We start from the raw sequence: 19,768 nt of genomic DNA, 5'->3' as shown, positions 1-19,768 counted from the left end.
TCATGCCCCCAGCGTGGAACCGCCGTCCACCACGATATCCTGTAACGTAATGTGGCTGGCCAGATCAGAGGCGAGGAATAAAATAGTGTTAGTGATCTCTTGTGGCCGGGCAATTTTCCCCAGCGGAATCCCGAGTTTAAACTGCTCGCCAAATCCACGAATGCGCTGTTGCTCCGCGTCATCGCTAACCCACAGCGTGCGCTGCATATCGGTGTCGGTCGAGCCTGGCGACACCACATTACAGCGCACACCGCTGCCCGCCAGTTCAAGTCCGACGGTCAGCGCCAGGCTTTTCAACGCGGCTTTTGACGCGCCGTAAGCACTCATGCCGATACGCGGCGTGTGCGCCGCATCCGACGCGACGGTCACGATCGCCCCGCCCTGCTGGCGACGAAACTGCGCCATCGTCTGCTGAAACAGATTGAACGCCCCACCAACGTTAACCGCAAACGTCTGCTGCCACTCCTCAGCGCTCAACGCATCGGTGGCCCCCATACGCAAAATACCTGCGGCATTGACCAACACATCTAAACGCTCGCGCGCTTTGAGGACGCGCTGGCACACTTCAGCTACCTGTCCGGCATTCGCCACATCCAGCACTTCGGTCGCAAACGGGTAGTTATCCTGAGGAAATTCGCGATCGAATGCTGTCACCTCAGCGCCAGCATTCGCAAACGCCAGCGCCGTGGTGTAGCCAATCCCTTTACCCGCGCCGGTTACCCAGACGGTTTTCCCGGCAAAATCAAATCCAGCCATTACTTCACCTCTCGGGAGAGCAGCGCCCACCATGCGTCAATGGTCGGTTTTTTCGCCAGCATCACGAAATCAATGTCACCATGAACCTTACGCCAGCGCGCCGCCAGCGCCATCATGCGCACGGAATCCAGCCCGTAGTCGATCAGGTTTTCGTCATCCATCGGCTCTTCAGACTCATCCAGCAACGGCAGAATAACGCTGCGCAACGCATCTTTACTGGCCGGGACCGGCGTCGGCAATAATTCCTGGGTCATTACCACGCGTCCGGAACGTCCCGCCACGTATTTCAGCGACATCAGGTGTTCGTCACGGCTAAAGTCCGCCAGCGCATCGGCAACCATAAACGGCTTGATGTCACGCATGAAGGCGTCCGTTGCGGTGGTCATACAGCCAATATGCGCATACACCCCGGTAATGATCAGTTGATTACGTCCGGTTTCCTTGAGCATCTGTTCCAGCGGGGAGCGATGAAATGCGCTATAACGCCATTTCACCAGAATGGTATCCGCTTCATCCGGTGCCAGCGCCTCAACGATCTTTTGTTGTTCCGGGGAACGCGTCAGGCCCGGTCCCCACATATCATTGAGCAGAGCGCGGTCTTCATCACTCTGTTCTTTCGGCTGAGCGGTGTAATACACCGGAATTTTATGCTCTTTGCAGTACTGGCGCAGCGCGGCGATGTTCGCGACGACCTGCTCCATCATCGGGCAGTTATCGCCCCAAAAGCCGATAAAATAATCCTGCATGTCGTGGATCAGCAGCGCGGCGCGTTCAGGGTCAAATGCCCAGTCGACTTTGTTCACCGGAACATCGAGCGCCGTTGGTAGCGCATAAGCCTGCAGTTTAGGAATTGCCATTTCTATTTCTCCTTCAGGCCAGTGAACGTGATGCCAGCCACTGACGTAATTGTTTTTTATCTACCTTCCCCACTGGAGTCAGCGGTAATGACTCAACGCACTCAACACGATCGGGTAATTTAAATTCCGCTATGCCCTGTTCGCGTAGAAAACGGCGCACCTGCACCGCGCGCAGCGGCTCTTTCACCACCAGCCAGGCACAGCTTTTCTCGCCCATCAGTTCATCATCCATACTGACCAGCGCGGCATGGATCACCATTGGATGGCGCAGCAGCAGGTTTTCAATCTCTTCAGCGGCGATCTTCTCCCCGCCGCGATTGATCTGATCCTTTTCACGCCCCTGAACGGTGATGTAACCATCCGGATCGATAGCGATCAGATCGCCGGAACAGTAAAAGCCGTTGGCGTCAAAGGCGCTGGCATTATGCTCAGGACTTTTGAAATAACCGCGGAAGGTGTACGGACCACGCGTCATCAGGCGTCCGGTCTCTCCCTGGGCTAAGGGGTTGCCGTCAGCGTCTGCTACCCAGACTTCATCATCGGGACACATCGGGCGACCCTGGGTATTGATGATGCGCTCAGGACTGTCGTCCAGACGGGTGTAGTTCACCAGCCCTTCCGCCATGCCGAAGACCTGCTGCAACTGGCAGCCAATCTCGGCTGGAATACGTGCCGCAAGCGTGGCGGAAAGTCTCGCGCCACCGACCTGAAGCAGTTTCAGCGAAGCCAGTTGCGCATTGCTGCCCCACTCCGCAATCGCCTGCAACCACAGGCTCACCGCAGGTGGCACCAGCGCCGTGACGTTAACCTGATGCTGTTCAATCAGCGGGAAACACAGAGTGGCACTCGGGTCAGCCGCCAGCACTACAGTGCCACCGGCCAGGAATACGCCCAGCGCGCCTGGCGAACTCATGGCGTAGTTATGCGCCGCCGGAATTGCGCATAAATAACGCGTTTCCCCGGTGAAGCGGCAAATCTCATTGCTGCGACGCACGCTGTAGTAGTAATCGTTATGAGTGCGAGGAATCAGCTTTGGCGTCCCGGTCGTCCCGCCAGAAAGCTGGAAGTACGCCACCTCATCAGCGGGCGACGGTGTAGCAGTAAAATCAGTCGCAGGCTGGTTTATCGCCGTTTGCAGATTATGTTCACCTTCATCGTTGCGCAGTTGCACCACGCGCACTGAATTGTGTTCGGCCACAAAAGCGTTAAGAAAATCGTCGCCGCTAAACAGCGTATGCTGGCGATCGGCAATCAGCAGCGCCGGTTCAATCTGTTTGGCATAGGCGTTGAGTTCGTTACGCTGATGGCTGAACAGGGCCAGCACCGGGGCTACGCCCAGCTTGAGCAGCGCAAAAAAAGTGATATACAGCTCAGCCACATTGCCCAGTTGTACCAGCGCGGTTTCGCCGGGCTTGATCCCCTGACGACGCAAGCTGCAGGCAAGATTGTCAGCGGCCTGATTCAGCTGGCGATAGCTCAGATGGCGTTCACCATCAATTACCGCCGTATGCTCGCTGTCGGCGTGACGGGTCAGAATGTCGGTCAGCGGCAAATCCTGCCAGTAACCTTTTTCACGATAGCGGCGGGCAAACTCTTCCGGCCAGCGGGTGAAAGGAATACTCATTATTGATCCTTAAAACCAGTCCACAAGGCTCTTAGTGCAGTCCAAAAACATTCAACATCGTGGAGAGCTTAGCCCCCGTTTCGCGCCATTCCGCAACCGGGGAAGAGGCTGGAACAATTCCTGCTCCGGCAAAGAAACGTACCTGATTGCGCAGCAGCTTCGCACAGCGGATCGTCACTACCCACTCACCGTTACCTTCGGCATCACACCAGCCAACAATGCCACCGAACAATTCGCGATCGAACGGCTCCAGCTCGGCGATAAGCTTGCGCGCAACCTGATGTGGGAAGCCGCTCAGCGCAGGCGTCGGATGCAGCAGGCACGCCAGCGTCAGGGCGTTTTCCTGCGGGTTAGCTTTACCTTCAAACGGCGTGCCGAGGTGCCAGAGCGTCGGCGTGGTAACCAGCTGCGGAGAAGAAGGCAGTTGTAGTTCACGGCTGCGATCGCGCAATACCGTTTTCATCGCTTGCGTCACCAGTTCGTGCTCATGGCGGTCCTTCTCAGATGCCAGCAGGCGGATCCCTGCTTCGCGATCCAGCACATCATCAGGCTGACGACGTGCAGAGCCCGCCAGCGGCAGAGAACTGAAACGATCGCCTTCTTTGCGCAGTAACAGTTCCGGGCTGGCACCAATCAATACGCCGCCGTCTTCAATCGGTACATGGAAGTTGTAGCTCGCCGGGTTTTGCGCCACCAGACGCTCCAGCAGCGCACCGCTGTCAATGTTGGCATCGGCGGTGATATCGATCAGGCGTGACAACACAACTTTGTCGACTTCCGGAGTGGACGTCAGCGCAGCCGCCCGGGCGACCATATCTTCAAAAAAGTCCTGTTCCGGGATCGATTTACGTTCAACGACGTTCAGCGACTGATGCGCGGTAAAGTAACGTGATGATTGCTGCTTCGCCGTACGAGAGAAGCTCTGCCATGATTGGGGAATAAACAACGATGATGGCTGGCGGGTATCAAAGGGAATCGCCCCGACCATGACAGGGTTCGCGATGCCCTGAGATTTGGCATCAGCAAACAGTGCGTTCATTTTTTGTTGGAAAGGGCTGTCTGGCGAATCGCCATCAATTGCCGGTTCCGCATAGCGGGCGAAGCATCCTGACGTCGTAAAACTACGGTACGGCGACATAAAGAAAAAACTGTCGGGAGCGAGCGTCGGCATAGTCTGCGTTTTTTCCTCGGCCAGTGACGTATCCATATCATCCTCCAAAAATGATAAAGGCTCTAATAATGATTATCATTTATATTTTCGGTCGCTAACCTAAAAGTAAAGCGGCGGTATGTCAACTCTTGTGGTAGCACAATGTGCGACTTTGGCTTGCATCCTTGCTCGCTAACAATGAAAATGAGAAGCATTACTCATACAGATAACAGGAAGCCGATTCGTGAGTCTCCCCTCTTTTTGCCGCACCGTGTTCTTACTGGCAGGTTTATCTCTTTCAGGAATTTCTTCAGGTCACGCCGCCGACTGGCCGCGTCAGGTTACTGACAGCCGCGGCACGCATACGCTTGAGCATAAGCCGCAGCGAATTGTATCCACCAGCGTGACCCTCACCGGCTCGCTGCTGGCGATTGATGCCCCGGTCATTGCCAGCGGTGCCACTACGCCGAACAATCGCATCGGCGATGCGCAGGGCTTTTTACGCCAGTGGAGCGAAGTGGCAAAAGAACGCAAACTGAGCCGCCTGTATATCGGCGAACCGAGCGCCGAAGCCGTCGCAGCTCAAATGCCGGATCTGATTCTCGTAAGCGCCACTGGGGGAGATTCTGCCCTCGCGCTATACGATCAGCTGTCCACCATTGCGCCAACGCTCATCATTAATTACGACGATAAAAGCTGGCAGTCGCTGCTGACCCAGTTAGGTGAAATTACCGGTCAGGAGCAACAGGCAGTTGCGCGAATTGCCGAGTTTGATAAGCAGCTTCAGGCGGTTAAGCAACATATTACCCTGCCACCACAGCCGGTCAGCGCGCTGGTATATACCGCAGCGGCGCACAGCGCCAACCTGTGGACGCCTGAGTCAGCGCAAGGCAAGCTGATGGAGCAGTTAGGGTTCACGCTGGCAACGCTGCCTGCCAACTTGCACACCAGCCAGAGTCAGGGCAAACGCCACGATATCATCCAGCTTGGCGGTGAGAACCTGGCGGCAGGCCTGAACGGCGAAGCGCTGTTCCTGTTTGCTGGTGACAGCAAAGATGCCGACGCTATTTACGCCAATCCGCTTCTGGCGCATCTGCCAGCCGTGCAGAATAAACGCGTTTACGCCCTGGGTACGGAAACCTTCCGTCTCGACTACTACAGCGCCACGCTGCTGCTGCAACGTCTGTCAGCTCTCTTTTAATGGTCAGCGCCGGATGCGGCTCACGCCTTATCCGGCCTACAACCGTAGAGCACAACGCGATCAGACATTCACGGGGACCTGCCGGAATCGGCGTACTTCTCCCAACAACAGCAGCAGTAGCAGACCGACAATCACCAGCCCGAATCCACTCACGCTTGCCGAAGCAACCGGCGTCATCATCGCGCCCAGACCACCTAACAACGCCGCGCCAATCGCATCGCCGGTGACGTTTTGCGCCGTCCACAAACCGTTAATTCGTCCGAGCATCGCTTCCGGCGTCTGCGTTTGTAACAGGGTGTACTGCAACAAAGAGCTGACCGCGCTCAACCAGCCAAACAGCGCCAGACAAACCACACCAAGCTGCCAGACGGGCATCAAACCAAACAAGCCGATAGCCAGAAATGAAGCCACGGTCGATGCCAGCATAATCAGTCCCGGGCGAACGCTGTGCGCCAGTTGTCCGCTAGTCAATGCGCCCACGGCTGCCCCTAGCGGAATAGCCGCATACAACAGGCCAATTTGCGCACTCGACATGTGCCAGTTAATCGCCAACGCCGGATACAGCACACGCACGGCGCTCGCCATGGTTAACAGACCACCGAGCAGCGCAATGCCGCCAATCAGCGGGCTGGCAAGCAGAAAGCGGAATGCCGCCAGCAGCGATTTCAGCGGATGCTCGCGCGGCTGCGGCGGAGGCGGCAACGCAGGAAGGCTCAGCAACGGTAGTAAGGTAATGAAGGTTCCCGCCGCCGCCAGTCCGTAGTTCCAGGCCACGCCGCCAGTCGCGAGCAGCACCCCGCCAAGCATCGGTGAAATTACCGATCCCAGACGCACCGTCAGCATGGTAATCGCCCCAGCCTGCATCAAATTCTCGCGCCCAACCAGCGCTGGCGTCGCAGCCAGCAATGCGGTCACGCCCAGAGAGGCAAAGAAACCGTCCCATAAGCCAAGCAGATAAATCGCCAGCAACGACGGTTCGGGCAGCAGCGCATTCAGACACAGGCCAATAAAGCCAATACCACAGGTTCCACGCGCCAGCAGGATCACTTTTTTACGCTCATAGCGGTCGGCCAGCACTCCGCCCACCATCAGGCCAATAAACATTGCGCTACCGGTCAACGTCACCGACAACCCCACCTGCCAGGTCGACTGGGTCATCATCTGGATCTGTACCGGAACCGCCACGCCGAGTAGCCCCAGAGAGACAATGGAAATAAAACGGGCGAGGAAGACAGCGCGAAATGCTGGGTGGGTCTTTAACAGGCTGAGATTGAGCAGCCAGGATTGTCGATTCATTACAGAGCCTTACCAGGTACTTTTTCAATATCCATTCGATGGCTGCACATGCTAACATATCCAAATAAGATCGATAACGATAATTACTATCATTATCAGGGAAGTTGATATGTCATGCTCTGTTTCCGCGACACGTGCCTTCGCCGTGCCCGGACTATTGTTGTTACTTGTTCTCACCACGGTATTAAGTCTGGTTATTGGCGCCAAGTCGCTACCTGCCTCCGTGGTGCTGGATGCGCTCACCGGCAGTTGTCAAAGTGCTGATTGCACCATCGTGCTGGACGCGCGCCTGCCGCGCACGCTGGCGGGGCTGCTCGCCGGTGGCGCGCTGGGCCTGGCTGGCGCACTTATGCAAACGCTCACGCGTAACCCTCTCGCCGATCCCGGCATTCTGGGTGTCAACTCCGGCGCCAGCTTCGCTATTGTGCTGGGGGCCGCGCTGTTCGGCTTTTCCTCTGCGCAAGAGCAGCTGCTGATGGCCTTTTGCGGTGCGCTGGCTGCGTCGCTGATCGTAGCTTTTACCGGCAGTCAGGGCGGCGGGCAGTTAAGCCCGGTGCGTCTGACGCTGGCGGGCGTTGCGCTGGGCGCGGTGCTGGAAGGATTATCCACCGGCATCGCCCTGCTCAACCCGGACGTTTACGATCAGCTGCGTTTCTGGCAGGCCGGTTCACTGGATATCCGCAGCCTGCAAACGCTGAAGGTTGTGCTGGTACCGGTACTGATTGCCGCGGCTGTCGCACTGTTCCTCAGTCGCGCCCTGAATAGCCTGAGCCTCGGCAGCGACACCGCTACCGCGCTTGGCAGTAAAGTCGCTCGCACGCAGTTTATTGGCCTGCTGGTTATTACCGTACTGTGCGGCAGTGCGACCGCGATTGTCGGTCCTATCGCCTTTATCGGCCTGATGATGCCGCACATGGCACGCTGGCTGGTGGGGGCGGATCACCGCTGGTCACTGCCCGTAACCCTACTGGCAACGCCTTCTCTGTTACTGATTGCCGATATAATCGGTCGCCTAATTGTCCCCGGCGAGCTGCGCGTGTCGGTAGTCAGTGCGTTTATCGGTGCACCGGTGCTTATCTTTCTGGTACGCCGTAAATCGCGCGGAGGTGGCGCATGATGCACCTCTCCCGCCGCCTGATAACCAGCAGCCTGCTGCTGGTTGCAGGTTGTCTCGTCATGGGTTTGTGGAGCCTGCGTAGCGGCGTTGTTACGCTGGAAACCCAGCAAATTATTGCCGCCCTGCTCGGCGATGCGCCGCGCAGTATTACGCTGGTGGTGACCGAATGGCGTTTGCCACGCGTGCTCATGGCGCTATTGATTGGCGCAGCGCTCGGCGTGAGCGGCGCAATATTCCAGTCGCTGATGCGCAACCCGCTGGGCAGCCCGGATGTGATGGGTTTCAATACCGGGGCCTGGAGCGGTGTGCTGGTGGCAATGGTGCTATTCGGACAGCATCTCACCGCTATCGCGCTGGCAGCCATGCTGGGTGGGATCCTGACTTCTCTGGTGGTCTGGGCGCTCGCCTGGCGCAATGGTATCGACACCTTCCGGCTGATTATTATCGGTATCGGCATTCGCGCCATGCTGGTGGCGTTCAACACCTGGCTGCTGCTGAAAGCATCATTAGAAACCGCGCTGACGGCTGGGCTGTGGAACGCCGGATCGCTCAATGGCCTGACCTGGGCCAAAACCTGGCCGTCTGCCCCGCTGATTATCATCATGCTGGTATGCGCCGCGCTGCTGGTACGCCGGATGCGCTTACTGGAAATGGGTGATGACAGCGCCTGTGCGCTTGGCGTCAGCGTTGAGCGTTCACGTCTAATGATGATGCTGGTTGCGGTGGTACTAACCGCTGCCGCAACCGCGCTGGCCGGTCCTATCTCGTTTATTGCTCTTGTCGCGCCGCATATCGCGCGACGTATAAGCGGTACATCGCGCTGGGGATTAACCCTGTCGGCGCTGTGCGGCGCGTTGCTGTTGCTGATGGCGGATTTATGCGCCCAACAGCTGTTTATGCCTTATCAGCTTCCGGTGGGCGTTGTCACCGTAAGCCTCGGCGGTATTTATCTTATCGTCTTGTTAATTCAGGAGTCCCGCAAAAAATGATCGAATCAGTAGCCCGTTTGCGTGGCGACCAGTTAACGCTGGGTTATGGCAAATTTACCGTGGCGGAAAACCTCAATGTGTCGATTCCCAACGGCCATTTCACCGCGATTATCGGGCCAAACGGCTGCGGGAAATCAACATTACTGCGCACGCTGAGTCGTCTGATGACGCCCGCGCACGGCAAGGTCTGGCTCGACGGCGAGCATATTCAGCACTATGCCAGCAAAGAAGTCGCCCGCAGAATAGGTTTGCTGGCGCAAAACGCCACCACGCCGGGGGATATTACGGTACAGGAGCTGGTTGCCCGCGGACGCTACCCGCACCAGCCGCTGTTTACCCGCTGGCGGCAAGAGGATGAAATTGCGGTCTCAAACGCCATGCAGGCGACGGGTATCACCCACCTGGCATCACAAAGTGTGGATACCCTTTCCGGCGGACAACGTCAGCGTGCATGGATTGCGATGGTGCTGGCGCAGGAAACGTCGATTATGCTGCTCGATGAACCCACCACCTGGCTGGATATCAGCCATCAGATCGATCTGCTGGAACTGCTGAGTGAGCTAAATCGGGAAAAAGGCTACACGCTGGCCGCCGTTTTGCACGACCTGAATCAGGCCTGTCGTTATGCAACACATCTGATCGCGCTGCGTGACGGAAAAATTATTGCCGAGGGTGCACCGAAGGAGATCGTCACCGCGCAGCTTATTGAAAAAATCTATGGACTGCGCTGTATGATTATCGACGATCCGGTTGCCGGAACGCCGTTGGTGGTGCCGCTTGGACGCAACAAATAACACGCGTTACAGTATGGCGGCCAGCTTGCCGCCATACGACAATTCATCACACCATTTGCTGATCAATAAACGTCATTTTTTGCTTACGCGACATCATGGCATGGTTCAACAGAACACCACCACACGCCACCATTCCCCCCAGTAATGCGGCCAGAATAACGATCATTGATTTAGCCGGACCATCTTTTTTCACCGGCAGCGAAGGTGAAAGTTGATATTTAAACGGTGTGAATTTTACGTCGCTCACATTCATCGCTAACAGCTGCTCAACGTGATATTGGCGATTACGTAATTCCCCGTTAATTTCAGCAACATCCGTTACTGATTTTTCTATTTCTAATTTACGTTCGATGCCGTCAGCACCCAGTGAAATAGAGAAATCGGGGTCATCTTTCACAGCCTGACCATTACTATAAACCGGTTTTTTAATCCCGGCAGCATTGGCGATCTCCAGCGAGTAGTTCAGTCGCTGGATATTTGCTTCCAGCTGGTTTTTGAGCCTGACGCGATCCATCTCCAGTCTCTCTTTTTCATAACTGGTTTTGATGGACAATTTATTGCGAATATCTTCCAACGTTTCCTTCACCACAAGGGCAGAAATATACTGGATATATCCCTTCAGCACTGACTGGGCTTCTTCGGCCTGAGGTGCGGTAAAACTCAGCGTCCATGAGGTATACAGCGAAGTTTCGTTCTTCTTACCCAGGTTAGTATCAACCGCTTTCATTTTCTCACTGAGCCTGAGAATTGCCTGATGCAACTCCATTTCGTCGATATCAGCACCTTTCAATTGATCCATTACGTAAGGCGAAGAGCGCAGATATTCTTCTAACAATGAAGGCGACTGGAATTTTTTGATAAACAGGTTAAACACATCACCACTGCTAACGCTAATATCCATATCCAGCACGCGCAATTTGGTCAGCGTATTCTCTAATCCCTGCCATTGAACCGCTTCAGCTGGCGTCACGATGGCCTGACTGGTCCATTTTTGTGGCAGCAGAAAAGAGACCAGAATACCCACACAGGCAAAGGCGAAAACGGTCGCTATAATTTTCGTTCTTGCGTGCCATAAGGTTTCGATTAGATTCACTAAATCGATTTCATTTGCGTTTGCCGTTGGCTGAGGATACCCAGTAAATTCCGAAACGTTATCTTGCTTTATATTTAATGATGACATGTTGCGTGACCTGAAAACTTTCCTAAAAGAAAAACATTCCTGTGGGAGAAGTCTACCAGCTAGTCAGAATTATCCGAAACATTCTTTGTGCTTGTCGCCCTACCAAAAATTATATTCGGAATTTATTCACCCCTTTCATCACCTTGCACCGCACAAAGAAGAACAATTCCATAACATATTTTTTACATTATGGAATTATTCGATCACCGCGATAGCAATATTCGTCTTGTTACACAGATTTATTAATCAGTGTATTTATTACAGGTCCTATCACCTCAAATGCGGTGGGGGAAATAATATCAACATGCGCGCAATCCTGGCGGTAAACATCCAGACTGGATATCCACGGCGACCAACTGCGCTCAGGACTCACACCCGGTACTAACGTGCGCTCAGCGACGAAAAGCGTGGCGTGACCTGCAAACGGCACGCTGTGCGCCGTGGTAAGCAGGCGAACCGCATCGGCGTAGTTGCCTTCGATTGCGTTAAATAAAGCCTCTGACGCATTCCCCTGCTGCGCCGCCAGAAACGCTTCGCGTTCACGCTCGATCTCCGCCAGTACCGCTGGATCCAACCCATTAGCCTCTTTTTCTTGCCAGTTTTGCGTTTCCGGCGGCCAGGTATCCAACAGCCCGAGGAATGCAACCGTCTCTCCTCTGGCATGTAAGCGCGCGGCGATCCCCTGTGCCAGCGTGCCGCCCAGCGAATAACCTAATAAATAGTAAGGTCCATGAGGCTGTTGACTGAGCAACGTTGCCAGATGATGTTCGCATACCGCGTCGAGGTTTTCCGCCGTCTGCATAGGCCCATCCGGTCGTGGCGACTGAATACCTATAATCGACCACTGCGGGCTGAGATATCGCGACAGCACGCTAAACTGCCAGGCAAAACCCGACGCCGGATGAAAACAGAACAGCGTTGGGCCGTGACTTTCACGCAGCGGCAGCAGTGCCTCAAATCCCAGACGCTGCGACTGTTCATCATCAGTGCTCTCCAACAGAGCGCTCAGTTGTTCAACGGTAGAGGCCACCATAATCTGCCCCGGCGTCACCTGACGCTCAAAAACCCGACTCAACTGTGCTGCCAACTTCATCGCCAGCAACGAATGTCCGCCAAGCGCAAAGAAGTCTGCCGCCACGTCATTCACCTCGCAATTCAGTAAAGCCGCAAAAGACTGCGCGATGGTGGTTTCAGTCCCTGCTCGCGGTGCGCGCCCGGAAACACGCGACGTCAACTGTGGCATCGGCAGCGCTTTACGATCCAGTTTACCGTTCGCGCTAAGCGGCAGCTCCGCCAGTTGCAACAATACTGTCGGCACCATATGCGCAGGCAGTTTTTCACGCAGCTTTTCCCGCAACGCGGACGTATCCAGCGGTAAACCCGATTGTGACACCAGATACCCCACCAGTTGACGCGCATCGCCGCCTGTCGCCGCCGCCTGGTTGAATACGCAGGCGTGGGCAACGGCATGCTCGACATCTGGCAATTGCTGCATCACCCGGTCAATCTCGCCGAGCTCAATGCGTTGTCCGCGAATTTTAAGTTGGTCATCGCTGCGCCCAAGGTATTCCACCGCGCCATTTTCCAGCCAGCGAGCCACATCCCCGGTACGGTACATGCGTTCGCCAGCGTTAAACGGATCGGCGATAAAACGGCTTGCGGTCAGATCCGGACGGCCCAGATAACCTTGCGCCAGTTGGATCCCCGTCAGATATAAGTCACCAGCCACGCCGAAAGGCACCGGGCGCATCATGGCATCCAGAATACGTAAACCGGTATTCCATACCGGATAGCCAATCGGCACGCTGTTGCCGGTTACATCAGCAAGGTCTTCCCCCCAGGCCGGATACCAGCTCACATCAACCGCCGCTTCCGTTGGTCCGTACAAATTGTGCAGTGGCGCATGAGTTAACTGTTCCCACTCACGGCATAAATCTGCAGGCAAGGCTTCGCCGCTGCAAAATACCCGTTTCAGCGAGGCACAACTCTCCCGCGCGGTTTCCGGCGTCAGTGAAGCGACAAAAGCGGCCAACATAGAGGGAACAAAGTGCGTGGTCGTCACCCCATATTGGGCAAAGAACTGCTGCATCGCCAGCGGGTCGCGGTGCGCCTCAGGCTCTGCCATTACCAGCTTTGCCCCGGCAATAAACGGCCAGAAAAACTCCCATACCGAGACGTCAAAACTGCACGGTGTTTTTTGCGCCACCACATCATCCGCGGTCAGCGGATAGTGATTTTGCATCCACAGCAGACGGTTAACGATGGCGGTTTGCCCAACCATCACCCCTTTTGGTCTACCGGTAGAACCGGAAGTAAAAATGATATAGGCAGTATGAATGGGCTGAGATAGTGCCAGCGGAGCAGCATCTTCTGCTGGCAGGGGGGAGTCATAGCACAGACTTTCCAGCCCAGGAATATCGCTAAAGCGCGCCAGTTGCTCATTGGTCGCGATCAACAATTTTGGCTTCGCGTCTTCGAGCATCATCCGCAGGCGATCGTCCGGGTATCCGGTATCCAACGGCAGCCAGGCTGCACCGGCTTCAACAATACCGTGCAGCGCCAGCGTCAGGAACACGGAACGCGGTAATGCCACGGCAACGCTGTCGCCAGGCTTGACGCCGCGTGCACGCAAAAGCCTCGCCAGCGCCACGACCTGCTGGCGCATTTCGCGATAGCTAAACTGATAGCGGGCATCGGCCAACGCCGGGGCATCCGGCGTTTTATCGGCCTGCTGTGCCACCAGCGCGCTTAGCGTAGTGGACGGGATCTCGACGATCGTGTCGTTAATCTTCGTCAGCCGCTCATTTTCTGTTGGCAACAGCATCCCGGCGTCGCCGCAGCATAGCGCCGGATTGTCGGCAAACTGCTCGATAAGCCCGATTAAACGCGAGGCATGCTGCGCCAGCATTTCTGCATCGTAGCGCTGTTTATTGGCCAGAATTTCAATACTCAGCCCACCGTTTTCATCCGGGAATAACGCCAGCTCAAGATCGTTCACCGGCCCTGTCGCCAGCGTGTGGGTTTGTGCCTGAACGCCGGGAATATTCAGCTGATAGTCGAATATTTTCACGTTCAGCACCGGGCCAAACAGCGGCTCGGCACCGGCTGCACGCCCGCTGTCGCGAACGATTTGTTCGGCATCATAACGTTGATGCCGACGCATTTTCTTCAACTGTCCGGCCAGTCGTTGTGCAAGTGCAGACAAGCTTTCTGCCGCATCCAGCCTCACACCAAATGGCAGTACGTTTAAAACCGGTCCAGTGGAGGTCAACGCCGCCGACCCCATACGCCGCATAAAGATAAACCCGGCGGCATAATCCATTCGGCTGCATAAACGTCCCAGCCACAATGCCACCAGCGCGAGGGCCAGATCCGCACGCTGAACGTCAGGCATACGTGCCGCAAGCCGACGAAACGCCCCTTCAGGCGCGGTTAACTTCATACGAATAATATCCGCGCTGGCCGATCGTCCCGGCAACGGATTGTTCGACAGCGAGACAGGAGGCGGGAGTTGCTTTCGCTGCTCGCGCCAGAAAGCGCCGTCGCGTTGCCAGGCATCGCTTTGACGGTACTGTTGATACTCTTCCACCACCTCGGCGAACGGCGTAAAAGGCGAGTCAGGCGTAGGCTCGCCGTGTAGCCATGCGCGATAAATTGCGGCTATCTGGCGGGTAATGGCTGGAAAACTGAAGCCATCGACCAGCAAATGATGGTAACGCTGATACCAATACCAACGCTTTTCTCCCACCTGTATAAGCAGGTGAAAAACCAGCGGCTTATTGCCATCAGCACGTATGTCCTGCTGCAGGTCTGCCTGCATCAACGCACGCGCCGCCTCATGTGGATTGGCTTTTTCGCGCAGGTCGATAATTTCAGGTTGCGCAAAGGCGAGCGCAGAATCCACCCATTGCCAGATCTCACCGTTATCTTCGCTAAACCGCATCCGCAGAGTATCGGCCTGCTCCAGGCCCGCCACAACGGCTTTCGCCAGCAACGACGCGTCCAGTTCGCCAGTTAATTCTACGTAGTGCGCCACGCTCCACGCCGAGGGCAATGTGGAGAGTTTTTCCGCCATCCAGATCCCCGGCTGAGCCGCCACTAACGGTAAACGCTGAGTCATGGAGCCTCCTGCACATCGACGTAGTTCGTTGGCGTCAGCGTGGTCCAGTTTGCATCCAGCCATTGCTGGCAGGCTTCCTGGGATTGAGGTTCGCAAGCAATTTGCCAGCCAGCAGGAAGCGAGCACTGCTGCGGCCAAAGGCTAAACTGACGTTGGGGATTTTGCAGAATGTAAAACTGGCCCTGCGGATTATCGAAGGGGTTACTGAATTCCATACTCAACTCCTGTCGTGGAACATCGTCCGGTTAAATCGTGTCGGTAAGCGGTTGCCAGAGCGTCATTAGCCCTTGCATCAGACCGCCGCGCCAGCAAAGCGCATCGTGTCCGCCATCAACCTGACGCCAGAAAATAGACTGTGGTGCAGAAGGTAACTGGGCATATAACGCCTGATTAGCGCGATAAATAATGGGCTCGCGGATCCCCGCTTCCAGGACAATACGCAGCCCCTGAGCGCTGACGGTCCCGGTCTTCAGTTGCTCGACGATCGCCCCGTCCTGATAACCACCACGATGCGGCCACCAGTAAGAGCCCGACTGGCTAAGCACACAGCCAAAGCGCGCGGGCCAGTTCAGCCCGGCATACAGCGATGACAACCCGCCAAAACTTTGCCCAGCCACCACGGTGCGCTGCGGATCGTCACTAAACGCGGTCGTTGTCTTCACCAGTGGTAATAGCTCCTCCTGCACCGCCAACCAAAAATCCGCATTACACGGTAGCTCATGGCTGCGGTGAGCCGTATCAATGGCATCAATCAGGAGATAAACGGCAGAAGGAAGGTGTCCGCGATGCGTGAGTGAAGTCAACGCAGGCCAGACCGGCATACTCTGTGCCCAAAACTGCCCATCCAGCAGGATAGCCAACGGACGCGTTTCGGGTTGAGCATCACCGGTGGTAAACACCCATACGCGACGCGTATTGCCGAGCCTGGCGCTATGCCATTGCAGGCAAACTGCGGGTGAATCTGGGTTTTCAGGTCGATCCCATCCTGGCTGTACGGGTGCCTCCGGCATTTCCAGCGCAGACACCGCGTGGCCACGACCGCCCCGCCAGCTCTGCGGATTAAGGGGATCGGCAATGGCCTGCGGCAGCAATTGCCGCCAGCCTTCACGCAGGATGCTTCGGTCAGGCGCAGCGTCCGCCGCCAGCGAGGAGAAGATATCGTTTCGTGCTGTTGGGATAAAACAGTAGCTGCCACGCCAGTTGGCGCTGAGGGAAACACTCCAGCACCAAACATTTGTTCCATCAATGCGTCGCATCGACTGAGGGATGGCATTTTGATGGTGGTCGGTGACGCCGGTGATATAAACCCAAACGCGATGAATGGCTGACTCTTTTTCCGTTCCCTGTGGGTCACGCCACCAGAAGGTTACCCGATAATTTCCGTTGTCTTCACGCTCCCACTCCGGGCCTTTTTTCGACTGCCACCACGCCTCGCTTCCCATCTTTAACGTCGTCACAGCCATAACCCCATGTTTATTGTGAAATTTTATGATCTAGCGTGAAATATATTGATAATATTATTGATAACTATTTGCATTTGCAATAGCGTATTGTCGCGCTGTGGGAAGCGCGTACAGTTTTTCACCACTTATAAACCGACCTGGCGCTGCGTACTTTTTCTGGAATGGATAGTTTACGCAGATGCGGGCGACATCAGGCCAAATGCCGCACCACGGCACATTGGTACTCGTGGCTAAAAGAACAGCAGGACATACAATGAACAACAAGATTCATTCACTGGCCTTATTGGTCAATTTAGGGATTTACGGGGTAGCCCTGCCAGCAATGGCAGAAGATCAAACCGATAGCGTCGCTGTCTCTCATGAAGACACCATCGTCGTTACCGCCGCCCAGCAGAACCTGCAGGCGCCGGGTGTTTCAACCATTACCGCTGATGAAATTCGTAAGAACCCTCCCGCTCGCGATGTGTCGGAAATCATCCGTACCATGCCTGGCGTTAACCTGACCGGTAACTCAACCAGCGGTCAGCGCGGCAACAACCGCCAGATCGATATTCGCGGCATGGGGCCAGAAAACACCCTGATTTTGATCGACGGTAAACCGGTTACCAGCCGTAACTCCGTACGCCAGGGCTGGCGCGGCGAGCGTGATACCCGCGGCGATACCGCCTGGGTTGCTCCGGAAATGATTGAACGTATTGAAGTGCTGCGCGGTCCTGCCGCAGCACGCTATGGCAATGGCGCAGCTGGCGGTGTGGTGAATATCATCACCAAGAAAGGCGGCGATGAGTGGCATGGTTCCTGGAATACCTATTTCAACGCCCCGGAACACAAAGAGGAAGGTTCAACCAAGCGTACCAACTTTAGTCTAAATGGCCCGCTGGGCGGGGATTTCAGCTTCCGCCTGAACGGTAACCTCGACAAAACCCAGGCCGATGCCTGGGACATTAACGACGGTCACCAGTCAACACGTACGGGCGATTACGCAGATACGATGCCTGCGGGTCGTGAAGGGGTAAAAAACAAAGATATCAACGGCCTGCTGCGTTGGGATTTTGCCCCAATGCAATCGCTGGAGTTTGAAGCTGGCTACAGCCGTCAGGGCAACCTGTATGCGGGTGACACCCAAAACACCAACAACGATAACAAAACCAACGGACTGGTGAAAAAATACTACGGTAAAGAAACCAACCGTATGTACCGCCAGAACTATGCGCTGACGTGGAACGGCGGCTGGGACAACGGCATTACCACCAGCAACTGGGCGCAATACGAACACACCCGTAACTCCCGTTTGGGTGAAGGTCTGGCAGGTGGCCTTGAAGGGTTATTTAACAGTAATCAATTTACCGACACTGACCTGGCGGATGTCACCCTGCACAGCGAAATTAGCATTCCATTCGACCTGTTAGTTAACCAGAACCTGACGCTCGGTACCGAATGGAACCAGCAGCGTATGAAAGACATGAGTTCCAATACCCAGACCTTTATGGGCGGGAACATACCTGGTGCCAGCAGCACCGATCGTAGCCCGTATTCGCAAGCTGAAATTTTCTCCCTGTTTGCTGAAAATAACATGGAGCTGACCGACAGCACCATGTTGACGCCGGGTCTGCGCTTCGACCACCACAGCGTCGTTGGCGACAACTGGAGCCCGTCCCTGAACCTGTCCCAAGGTCTGGGCGACGACTTTACGCTGAAAATGGGTATCGCACGGGCCTATAAAGCACCTAGCCTGTACCAGACTAACCCGAACTATATTCTGTACAGCAAAGGCCAGGGCTGCTATGCCACCGGTTCTGCGACGGGCATTGGTTGCTACATGATGGGCAACGATGACCTGAAGGCCGAAACCAGTATCAACAAAGAGATTGGTCTGGAGTTCAAACGTGACGGTTGGCTGGCCGGCGTCACCTGGTTCCGCAACGATTACCGTAACAAGATCGAAGCGGGGACTGTACCGCTAAGCAGAACGTCAATTACCCAGAAAAACCCGACTACGGGTAAAGAAACAACAACCTACACCGATATCTATCAGTGGGAAAACGTACCTAAAGCGGTGGTGGAAGGCCTGGAAGGGACGTTAAACGTACCGGTTAGCGAAACCGTTACCTGGACCAACAACATCACTTACATGCTGCAAAGTAAGAATAAAGAGACCGGCGAACGCTTGTCGATTATTCCTGAATACACGCTGAACTCAACGCTGAGCTGGCAGGCGCGTGAGGATTTGTCACTGCAATCCACCTTTACCTGGTACGGCAAACAGCAGCCGAAGAAATATGATTACCAGGGTAAACCAGTGACCGGCAGTTCAGCCCAGGAAGTGAGTCCGTACAGCATCGTCGGCCTGAGCGCGACCTGGGATGTGACGAAAAACGTCAGCCTGACCGGCGGCGTGGATAACGTCTTCGACAAACGTCTGTGGCGTGAAGGTAATGCCCAGACCACCAGCGACAACAAGACTGGCTATTATATGGCGGGCGCTGGCGCGTACACCTATAACGAACCGGGTCGGACGTGGTTCATGAGCGTTAACACACACTTCTGATAACGCTTTCCCTCTCCTCGCTGCGGGGAGAGGGAAATCATAACTATGATGCACACCGCGCACACACCGCTCACTTTCGCAGACCACACGCTGCACATTGTCGAGTTTGATCCCGCCAACTGCCATGACCACGATCTGCTTTGGCTCCCCCACCACGCCCAGCTTCTGTCCAGCGGACGCAAGCGTAAAGCTGAACACTTAGCAGGGCGGATCGCCGCAGTACACGCTTTGCGCGAATTTGGCCTTAAAACGGTACCCGGCATCGGTACACAACGCCAACCGGTATGGCCGCAGGGGCTGTTTGGCAGTATCAGCCATAGCGCATCAACTGCGCTGGCGGTGGTATCAAGACAGCCGGTGGGTATTGACATAGAAGCCATTTTTACGCCACAAACGGCAACCGAACTGGCAAGTAGCATTGTCACTCATGCTGAGAAAGAATTGTTGGCAAACAGCGGCTTGTCTATTGAACAGGCGCTCACCCTGGCGTTTTCCGCCAAAGAGAGCGCTTTTAAAGCAACCCGGACATCAAGACAAGCAGACGCCGGGTTTACGCAATATCAAATCGTGGTGTTACAGCATAACCAGATGATCCTCCGCGCGCACCACCAAACGTATCGTGTGCAATGGCGTTTTTCGGACAACGCTGTAATCACACTGGCAACAGTATAGA

General features: G+C 55.5%; 15 protein-coding genes. 6 read left to right on the top strand and 9 right to left on the bottom strand.

Annotated elements, in window-relative coordinates; genetic code table 11:
* From entA to entC, 4 genes are read right to left on the bottom strand one after another with little or no spacing between them, the layout of a single operon-like run.
* A complete protein-coding gene (gene entA / locus OGY72_RS02655) occupies window positions 1-756 on the bottom strand; it encodes a 2,3-dihydro-2,3-dihydroxybenzoate dehydrogenase EntA (RefSeq protein ID WP_286546671.1) in 756 nt (251 codons plus the stop codon).
* Window positions 756-1,613 (bottom strand): isochorismatase, encoded by an 858-nt coding sequence (locus OGY72_RS02650; RefSeq protein ID WP_286546668.1) that lies wholly within the window; start codon window positions 1,611-1,613, stop codon window positions 756-758. The genes entA and OGY72_RS02650 overlap by 1 nt, the downstream gene beginning before the upstream one ends.
* Window positions 1,614-1,626: 13 nt before the next feature.
* A complete protein-coding gene (gene entE / locus OGY72_RS02645; protein ID WP_003831196.1) occupies window positions 1,627-3,237 on the bottom strand; it encodes a (2,3-dihydroxybenzoyl)adenylate synthase EntE in 1,611 nt (536 codons plus the stop codon).
* 31 nt (window positions 3,238-3,268) lie between these two features.
* Entirely contained in the window at window positions 3,269-4,444 is a 1,176-nt protein-coding gene (gene entC, locus OGY72_RS02640; protein WP_048235908.1) for an isochorismate synthase EntC, read from the bottom strand.
* Between the two features lie 187 nt (window positions 4,445-4,631).
* Here entC and fepB point away from each other — a divergent pair, with 187 nt between their 5' ends.
* Window positions 4,632-5,588, top strand: a complete 957-nt coding sequence (gene fepB / locus OGY72_RS02635) for a Fe2+-enterobactin ABC transporter substrate-binding protein (RefSeq protein ID WP_197385144.1) — start codon at window positions 4,632-4,634, stop codon at window positions 5,586-5,588.
* Between the two features lie 60 nt (window positions 5,589-5,648).
* Here fepB and entS read toward each other — a convergent pair whose 3' ends face one another.
* Entirely contained in the window at window positions 5,649-6,884 is a 1,236-nt protein-coding gene (gene entS / locus OGY72_RS02630) for an enterobactin transporter EntS (protein WP_003831193.1), read from the bottom strand.
* A 109-nt stretch (window positions 6,885-6,993) separates the two neighbouring features.
* On the opposite strand from entS, the gene fepD reads away from it, so the two are divergent.
* The 3 genes from fepD to fepC are packed head-to-tail and all read left to right on the top strand — an operon-like array spanning window position 6,994 to window position 9,784.
* Window positions 6,994-8,001, top strand: a complete 1,008-nt coding sequence (fepD, locus tag OGY72_RS02625) for a Fe(3+)-siderophore ABC transporter permease (RefSeq protein WP_003831192.1) — start codon at window positions 6,994-6,996, stop codon at window positions 7,999-8,001.
* A complete protein-coding gene (gene fepG, locus OGY72_RS02620) occupies window positions 7,998-8,990 on the top strand; it encodes an iron-enterobactin ABC transporter permease (protein ID WP_286546657.1) in 993 nt (330 codons plus the stop codon). The genes fepD and fepG overlap by 4 nt, the downstream gene beginning before the upstream one ends.
* A complete protein-coding gene (fepC, locus tag OGY72_RS02615; protein ID WP_003831189.1) occupies window positions 8,987-9,784 on the top strand; it encodes an iron-enterobactin ABC transporter ATP-binding protein in 798 nt (265 codons plus the stop codon). The genes fepG and fepC overlap by 4 nt, the downstream gene beginning before the upstream one ends.
* Before the next feature lie 46 nt (window positions 9,785-9,830).
* Here fepC and wzz(fepE) read toward each other — a convergent pair whose 3' ends face one another.
* From wzz(fepE) to fes, 4 genes are all read right to left on the bottom strand, one after another.
* Window positions 9,831-10,964 carry an LPS O-antigen length regulator Wzz(fepE) gene (gene wzz(fepE) / locus OGY72_RS02610; protein WP_286546648.1) on the bottom strand — a complete coding sequence of 378 codons (1,134 nt, stop codon included), beginning with the start codon at window positions 10,962-10,964 and terminating at the stop codon, window positions 9,831-9,833.
* 229 nt (window positions 10,965-11,193) lie between these two features.
* Window positions 11,194-15,084 (bottom strand): enterobactin non-ribosomal peptide synthetase EntF, encoded by a 3,891-nt coding sequence (gene entF / locus OGY72_RS02605; RefSeq protein ID WP_286546645.1) that lies wholly within the window; start codon window positions 15,082-15,084, stop codon window positions 11,194-11,196.
* Window positions 15,081-15,299 carry an MbtH family protein gene (locus OGY72_RS02600; RefSeq protein WP_003831185.1) on the bottom strand — a complete coding sequence of 73 codons (219 nt, stop codon included), beginning with the start codon at window positions 15,297-15,299 and terminating at the stop codon, window positions 15,081-15,083. The genes entF and OGY72_RS02600 overlap by 4 nt, the downstream gene beginning before the upstream one ends.
* A gap of 30 nt (window positions 15,300-15,329) precedes the next feature.
* A complete protein-coding gene (gene fes / locus OGY72_RS02595; protein WP_286546639.1) occupies window positions 15,330-16,547 on the bottom strand; it encodes an enterochelin esterase in 1,218 nt (405 codons plus the stop codon).
* Between the two features lie 253 nt (window positions 16,548-16,800).
* On the opposite strand from fes, the gene OGY72_RS02590 reads away from it, so the two are divergent.
* Together OGY72_RS02590 and entD are read left to right on the top strand one after the other, a co-directional pair.
* On the top strand, window positions 16,801-19,095 hold the full coding sequence (locus OGY72_RS02590; protein ID WP_079934798.1) for a TonB-dependent siderophore receptor: 2,295 nt from the start codon (window positions 16,801-16,803) through the stop codon (window positions 19,093-19,095).
* Between the two features lie 48 nt (window positions 19,096-19,143).
* On the top strand, window positions 19,144-19,767 hold the full coding sequence (gene entD, locus OGY72_RS02585; protein WP_286546998.1) for an enterobactin synthase subunit EntD: 624 nt from the start codon (window positions 19,144-19,146) through the stop codon (window positions 19,765-19,767).
* Window position 19,768: the final 1 nt, after the last annotated feature.

Origin of the sequence: Citrobacter sp. Cpo221 (assembly GCF_030332345.1) — a bacterium.
Lineage (GTDB): Bacteria > Pseudomonadota > Gammaproteobacteria > Enterobacterales > Enterobacteriaceae > Citrobacter > Citrobacter portucalensis.
This window is presented reverse-complemented; position numbering and strand designations above follow the sequence as displayed.

Bases quoted from the DNA above. Each gene is read 5' to 3' on its own strand.
- entD (WP_286546998.1), top strand. From the start codon at position 19,144: ATGCACACCGCGCACACACCGCTCACTTTCGCAGACCACACGCTGCAC.
- fepG (WP_286546657.1), top strand. From the start codon at position 7,998: ATGATGCACCTCTCCCGCCGCCTGATAACCAGCAGCCTGCTGCTGGTT.
- fepC (WP_003831189.1), top strand. From the start codon at position 8,987: ATGATCGAATCAGTAGCCCGTTTGCGTGGCGACCAGTTAACGCTGGGT.
- entS (WP_003831193.1), bottom strand. From the start codon at position 6,884: ATGAATCGACAATCCTGGCTGCTCAATCTCAGCCTGTTAAAGACCCAC.
- fepD (WP_003831192.1), top strand. From the start codon at position 6,994: ATGTCATGCTCTGTTTCCGCGACACGTGCCTTCGCCGTGCCCGGACTA.
- OGY72_RS02600 (WP_003831185.1), bottom strand. From the start codon at position 15,299: ATGGAATTCAGTAACCCCTTCGATAATCCGCAGGGCCAGTTTTACATT.
- entC (WP_048235908.1), bottom strand. From the start codon at position 4,444: ATGGATACGTCACTGGCCGAGGAAAAAACGCAGACTATGCCGACGCTC.
- entF (WP_286546645.1), bottom strand. From the start codon at position 15,084: ATGACTCAGCGTTTACCGTTAGTGGCGGCTCAGCCGGGGATCTGGATG.
- fes (WP_286546639.1), bottom strand. From the start codon at position 16,547: ATGGCTGTGACGACGTTAAAGATGGGAAGCGAGGCGTGGTGGCAGTCG.
- OGY72_RS02650 (WP_286546668.1), bottom strand. From the start codon at position 1,613: ATGGCAATTCCTAAACTGCAGGCTTATGCGCTACCAACGGCGCTCGAT.
- entA (WP_286546671.1), bottom strand. From the start codon at position 756: ATGGCTGGATTTGATTTTGCCGGGAAAACCGTCTGGGTAACCGGCGCG.
- OGY72_RS02590 (WP_079934798.1), top strand. From the start codon at position 16,801: ATGAACAACAAGATTCATTCACTGGCCTTATTGGTCAATTTAGGGATT.
- entE (WP_003831196.1), bottom strand. From the start codon at position 3,237: ATGAGTATTCCTTTCACCCGCTGGCCGGAAGAGTTTGCCCGCCGCTAT.